General features: G+C 70.7%; 6 protein-coding genes. 2 read left to right on the top strand and 4 right to left on the bottom strand.

The genetic code is table 11. From position 1 onward, the window contains the following. Both D7X12_RS38225 and D7X12_RS38220 read right to left on the bottom strand, forming a co-directional pair. Positions 1–1,414, bottom strand: a 1,414-nt coding sequence (locus tag D7X12_RS38225) for a M56 family metallopeptidase (protein WP_279637280.1), incomplete at its 3' end; no start/stop codon positions are given. 4 nt (positions 1,415–1,418) lie between these two features. Beyond that, entirely contained in the window at positions 1,419–1,799 is a 381-nt protein-coding gene (locus D7X12_RS38220; RefSeq protein ID WP_120630099.1) for a BlaI/MecI/CopY family transcriptional regulator, read from the bottom strand. A gap of 237 nt (positions 1,800–2,036) precedes the next feature. Here D7X12_RS38220 and D7X12_RS38215 point away from each other — a divergent pair, with 237 nt between their 5' ends. Both D7X12_RS38215 and D7X12_RS38210 read left to right on the top strand, forming a co-directional pair. Beyond that, complete coding sequence (locus D7X12_RS38215; RefSeq protein ID WP_208719550.1) at positions 2,037–2,597, top strand: hypothetical protein; 561 nt, start codon at positions 2,037–2,039, stop codon at positions 2,595–2,597. A gap of 100 nt (positions 2,598–2,697) precedes the next feature. Beyond that, positions 2,698–4,041, top strand: coding sequence for a hypothetical protein (locus D7X12_RS38210; RefSeq protein WP_120630098.1), 1,344 nt, complete (start codon positions 2,698–2,700; stop codon positions 4,039–4,041). 42 nt (positions 4,042–4,083) lie between these two features. Here D7X12_RS38210 and D7X12_RS38205 read toward each other — a convergent pair whose 3' ends face one another. Together D7X12_RS38205 and D7X12_RS38200 are read right to left on the bottom strand one after the other, a co-directional pair. After that, entirely contained in the window at positions 4,084–5,694 is a 1,611-nt protein-coding gene (locus D7X12_RS38205) for a phospholipase D-like domain-containing protein (RefSeq protein WP_120630097.1), read from the bottom strand. A 72-nt stretch (positions 5,695–5,766) separates the two neighbouring features. Further along, positions 5,767–6,009, bottom strand: coding sequence for a chaperonin (locus tag D7X12_RS38200; RefSeq protein ID WP_120612545.1), 243 nt, complete (start codon positions 6,007–6,009; stop codon positions 5,767–5,769). Positions 6,010–6,100: the final 91 nt, after the last annotated feature.

Genomic DNA, 6,100 nt, shown 5'->3' with positions numbered 1-6,100 from the left:
CGGCCATGCGGGGTGCGGTGGGCGCGGCCGGCGGCGCGGGCGCCTTTGGGGTCTTGCTGGACGTGGCGGCCGGCGCCGTGGCGGTCTTGCTGGCGGAGTCCGTGCCCGACGCGGGCTCGGCGGCCAGCGTCCGGGTGGTGCCCTGCTTCGTGCCCGCGTCCGTCGTGGCGTTGGGGGTGGCCGTGGCGGGCGCCTTGGCGACGACCTGGAAGGGCATCAGGACGACGGCGCCGAGGGCGAACAGCGCACCCTTCAGCCACCGGCGGGGATGGGTGGGGATGACATCGACATGTTCCAGCATGCGGAGCCTCCTGTGCAGCGCGTGAAGGTGCGCCGACGCCCCAAGCGCCGCTGCGCTGCCCGGGGGCCGGGTGATGCCAAAGGCGATGAGCAATTCGCCGTAGTCCGCGGGCTCCGCGCCGGTGAGACGCAGGGCCTCCGCATCGCACGCCTCTTCCCGGGCGAGCGCGTACTCACGGGCCGCCTGACGCGCGAGCGGGTGGAAGAAGAGGACCGTCTCCGCCAGCGCTGGCACCCAGCCCAGCCACAGGTCCCCGCGTCGCAGGTGCGCCACCTCATGGGCGAGCGCCATGCGCAGCGCGTCCTCGGGCAATTCGCGCACCGCCTTCGAGGGCAGCACGATGACCGGCGACAGGAGCCCCGAAGCCAGCGGGCTCGCCACCTCGTCCGAGACGAGCAGCAGGGGCCGACGGCGCAGGCCCGCTTCGCTCGCGAGGAACTCCGCCTCTTCTTCGAGCGTCGGGTGCTGGAGGGGCCGCGCCCGCTGCCGCATGCCCCGCACCTGGTGCCAGGCGCGAACATGCCCCCGCACCTGCCAGAGGACGCCCGCGGCCCACAGGGCGAGCAGGGCCCACGCCACGACGACGGCCCAGGGCCACGAGCGGAGCGACCGCAGCGGATCCGCGAGGAAGGACGCGAATCCCGGGCGCTCGTCCACCCCGGAGAGGCCCGGTGCGTGCGTGGCCATGCGGGCGCCTGACGAGGCGAGGCCCGGTGCCAGTGTCGACTTCGCGGCGTTCGATGCCGCCAGGTCCCGAGCCTGCGGGGAGCCTGTCGCGCCTGAAGTCGCGGACCGTTCATCGCCCCGCTGGAGGATGAGGAGCGATGATTGTGATTGAGACCCCGGTGTCTGGGATTGCGAACTCACGGCGGCCACGGTCTCCGCGGGCAGCAGCGCGAGGGGCACCGGACGGGGCCAGCCCAGCGTCAGCACGAACTTGAGCGCCACCAGCCACCACAGCCCCGCGCGCAGCGACGCGGGCAGGCGCGGCACCGCCTTCGCCAGCACCCACACCGCCAGCGCGCAGAGCGCCCCCTGCCACGAGGCGCGCCACAGGGACTCCGACCAGGACGACCACCACGGCATCACGTGCAGCAGGTCCACGGGAGCCATGGGCTCACTCCTTCCGCTTCTGCCGCAGGCGGGCGACGACGTCCTGGAGCTGCTTCAGCTCCTCGTCGGACACGTCCTCGGTCTCGGCCAGGTAGGTGACGAACGGCGACAGCGATCCGGAGAGGGTGCGCTGCACGAAGTTCCCTACGACGTCGCGCAGCAGCTCTTGCGTGGCCACCGGCGAGGCGTACTGGAACACCCCGTCCACCTTGCTGCGCGTCAGGTAGCCCTTGAGCCGCAGCCGCTCCATCACCGTCAGCACCGTGGAGCGCGCCAGGCCCTGCGCCTCACCGAAGCGCTCCGCCACCTCCCCCACCGTCGCCGGCCCGTGCTCCGCCACGTACCGCAGCAGCGCGAGTTCCTGCTCTCCCACCGGCTTCTTCATCCGTCCCACCCTTCGTGGCGACACCTGTAGTCACGAAGAAGGTACGACTGACTACAGCCGTAGTCAAGCGGCTGTCACGAGGGCGTGGAAACGAAGCAAGGCCCCGGCGAACACCGCACGCCCGCCTGGCCGCCGAGGAGCGGACCGGGGGGCGAAGGCCCGTGTGTGTCCTTGTCTCTGTCGGGGGGACAACCAGATTTCCGGAAGACGAAACCCGACTCCCACAGGAGATCTCCCATGAAGCTTCCCTTGATGGCGGCCCTTGCCGCCCTGTCGCTGTACGGTTGCGCCGGTCAGTCCGCCAACACGCGCGAAGCCTCGTCACCGGAGGCCGGTGCCATGGGCGGTTCGGGCAGCGCGGGCACCAGCGCTGACACGTCCAGCAGCGAGAGCATCAGCTCCGACTCCGCCGCCGCCGAGGAGCTGAACAAGTCGCCCGGTGAGACGAGCAACGTGAGCGACCTGGAGAAGCGCGACCGCATGGACGCGCCCACCGTCTACGAGGGTGAGGCCACCGGCGGCAGCGGCGCCGCGGACGAGGCCGTGAAGACGAAGGACGGCCAGAAGTGGGACGTGCAGCAGAACACCCCCACCGACCTGGGTGACGCCCAGGCTCCCGCGGGCTCCGTCAACCAGAACAAGGACAGCGACGGCACCGGCGGCTCCGGCTCCGGCGACGAGAGCAGCGCCGGCAAGAGCGAGATCAAGGACGAGGGCGACGCGCTCAACAGCGACGACGACGACTCCAGCACCGACGCCAAGGTGGACACGGACGCCACCCCCGACCCCACCCACTAAGCACCCGGAGTGAAGGCGGATACCCGGCAAAGCCCGCGCCCCGGGCCGTGCCGGGTCTTCGTCTGTCCAGCCCCTGCCGCGCCAAGTAGAGTGAGCACCAATGACCGGTGCTCCCTTCGTGGCCCTCCTCGCACTGCTGACCTCCCAGTCCTCGTCGATCGAGGAGGTTCCCAACGAGGAGCAGGAAGTGGCTTCTCCCGCCTCCTCGGGAGGCATCGGCTTCCGGGCGCTCCTGGAGGTGGGGCCGCTGAGCTTCCCGTCCGGGACGCCCGGCGGGGAGCAGGACCTGTTCGCGTACGCGTACCCGTCGCTGGGCGTGGATGGCGGCGAGGACTTCGCCTTCATGCTGGGCGCCCCGCTGCGCTTCCGGCTGCTGGACAACGCCCCGGAGCAGAAGGACCAGGACTACGGCGCGTGGCTGCGGCGCGAGGACTGGGATGAGCGCAGCGACTACGGCCAGGTGGTGCGCCTCTTGCGCATCGGTGACGAGTCCGGCCGCTTCGGCCTGCGCATCCAGCCCTTCCTCGAGGAGTCGCTGGGGCGCGGCTACCTGGTGAACCGCTACGACAACCAGCTGTCCCCGAACTACCACCCGGCGGGCGGCACGGTGTCGTTCGCGGTGGGGCCCGCGCGGGTGCAGCTGCTCGCGAGCGACGTGCTCGCCGCGCGCATCTTCTCCGGAGAGCTGCTGCTGGACGTGGGCCGGCTGGCCAGCGACAGCGAAGCGCACTTCGACCGCTACCTCGTTCGCGCCTCCGCGGCGCACGACTTCGGCGACGCGGGCGGGGCCTCCCCGGAGGCGACGGTCGCGTCGGTGGGCGGCGAGGTGGCCATGTACAAGGGAGAGCGGCTGCGCTCCTGGGCCCTGCTGGCCGGCGGCGCGCGGCTCAACGCGGGCGCGCAGGACGTGGGCGGTCTGCTGGGCGTGGCGTTCGAGGGCGCCTTCAAGGGCACGCAGATCAGCGTCACCCTGCAGGGGCGTCGTCAGGGCGGCGGCTTCCGCTTCGGCTTCTTCGGCGCGGGCTATGAGCTGGCGCGCTTCTCCGCGGTGGGCCTGTCCGAGGAGCCCCAGGCGGACCAGCGCGTGCCCCAGGACTTCTCCGGCTACGTGGAGGTGTCGGTGGCGCGCGGCGACGGGCCGGACTCGCCGGAGGTCGTGGCCAGCGGCGCCGTGGAGTACTCGGCCTTCGGGCGCGCGGACGGAGACCTGTCGCTGAGCTTCAGCACCCCGGGTGGCGGGACGCGAGGCATCGCGCGGGTGGTGGTGATGGGCCTGGGTGACCGGCCCCGCTACTCCGTCGCGGTGGAGGCCCGGCAGCGCGTGCTGCCCGCGATGTACATCTGGGCCTCCGGCGCCACCGTGCACTTCCCGCAGCCGGATGGCGCGCTGGTGCGCGGCGTGAGCGCGGGCGCCGGCGTGGGCGTGGACTTCGCCCGACGCTGACGCCGCTTCAGCTCCTGAAATCCCTCCCGCTCCGGTGCCGCCTCAGGGCCCTACCGCCCCGCCCTCTTCCTGGACGGGGGCGCAGGGCAGGATGGCCCGGTGCGGAGGCGCGGAGCACGAGGGGCCCACCAGCCAGCGCGACAGCAGGCGCACGCCGGAGGCGAACAGGCCGTCGTCGCCCTTGTGCAGGGCCTCGAAGAGGGACTCGTCCAGCACCGACTCTTCCGGGTCGATGAGGAAGTCCTCCGGCTCCAGCGGCTTGAAGAGCGGGTTCTGGTCGAACACCGTCTCCAGCGGGTGCTGACGCAGGCGCAGGTGCCCCTCGTGGGCCACCCGATCCAACGTCTCCACCATCTGCTTCGCCTCCACCAGCGGACGCAGCGCGGAGACACCCGCGAGCCCCGCGTGTTCGGCCATCAGGGACACGCGCACGCGGCGGATGGCGCGCGACACCGCGTCCCCCGGCGCTTCTGCTTCCCAGCTCAGGTTCAGCTCGGAGTCCAACCCCAGGCTGCGGTTGGTCGTGTTGGCGGAGCCCACCGTCATGAAGGTGTCGTCCACCACCATCACCTTCGAGTGGATGTACGTGAAGACATCCGAGCCGTCTTCCGCCTTCGCCGCGGAGCCGTACACCGCGAAGCCGTGGCCCGTCTCACGGGCCACCTCGCGCAGCGCGCGCAGCAGGCGCACCTGGGCGACGCCCATGGCGATCTGCTCGCGCAGCGCTTCCGGCTGACGGGGCAGCACCAGCATCACCTGGAGCCGGCCGCGGCCCGCCGCGCGCATGCGCTTGACGAGCGCGTCGTAGATGGCGCGCGAGGAGAAGTACTGGTTCTCGATGTAGATGAAGTGTTCGGCCGCGGCGATGGCGTCCACGTACAGGTGGCGGATCTCCTGCACCTCCTCCTGCGGCGGAAGGATGGTCTTGCCGAAGGTGCGGCTGATGGCCACCGGCCCCGGAGGCGCCGGCATGGTCGCTTCAAAGGACACGTCGTCGCGCGCCACCGGCTCCAGGTGGATCTCACCGCCGCCCGAGTGCGCCCAGCGCGCCTCGAACAGCTCCGCGAGCGGCTTCACGGCGGGGCCGGTCAGCACCGTCTGCACGTCGTGGTAGGGACCGTGCGGGTCACGGCCGGAATCACAGCGCAGCTTCGAGCATGCGGGGTGATCCCGGTCGTCCCAGCGACAATCACAGACATCCATGCCACCGGTGAACGCCTGCACGCCGTCAATGACGACGAGCTTCTGGTGGTGGGCGCCATAAAGGGGACTGGACGCGTCGAAGCGGAACTTGAGCCGCTCGTTCGTGGTCCAGTTGAACAGCAGGTGTTGCATCCACTCGCGCTCCATGGCGAGCAGCAGACTGAAATCCCAGGCGAGGATGTAGACTTCCAGCTCCGGGTTGTCCCGGCACATCTGGTCCAACAGCGGCAGCAGCCGGACCTCGCCTCCCTGGGCCTCCTCCAGGTCTTCGCCGCGAAGCAACGTCACATCACTGTCGAACTGCCAGCCCGTGATGACGATGGAGCGGCGCGCCTTCCGGATGGCCCGGTACAGCTCTCGGTAGTAGTCCCGGGCGTCTACCAGTACGCCCGCGTCATGCGTGTCCGCTCGCGTCCAGCAATTGCGACCGGGATTGAGGATGCGTGTCACGAAGTCACCTGGCTCTGGGAATCGCGTCCCGGCAAGTGGAACCAACCTGTCCGCGCCCGGCCGGCGGAACAATCACCCCACGAAAACAATGTGCTTGCCCGTCGCGAGCGTCATGTCGGGCGAGGAGACGACCTTGGCCACCTTCCGCGCCTCGCCGCCCACGGTGTCGAAGGCAGCGGCGATCAGGTCGCCCAGGGTCACCTGCACGCGCATGGCCTGCTTGCCTGCGTTGGACACGGCCTTCACCGTCGTCGCCTTCATCTGACGGGCCTTGCGCTGAAGGGTCTGTCCACGCTGCTGGGTCTTGGTCGCCATGATCTTGGTTCTCCGAGGATGAAGGTGTTGTGCCGTGAGTGCTGCCGTACCGCCCCGTGCTGCCCGCCCTGCTTGCTGCCCCGTGCTGCCC

Source organism: Corallococcus sicarius, from assembly GCF_003611735.1.
Classification (GTDB): domain Bacteria; phylum Myxococcota; class Myxococcia; order Myxococcales; family Myxococcaceae; genus Corallococcus; species Corallococcus sicarius.
Note: the sequence above shows the minus strand (reverse complement) of the source record. Positions and strands in the feature narration are given on the sequence as shown.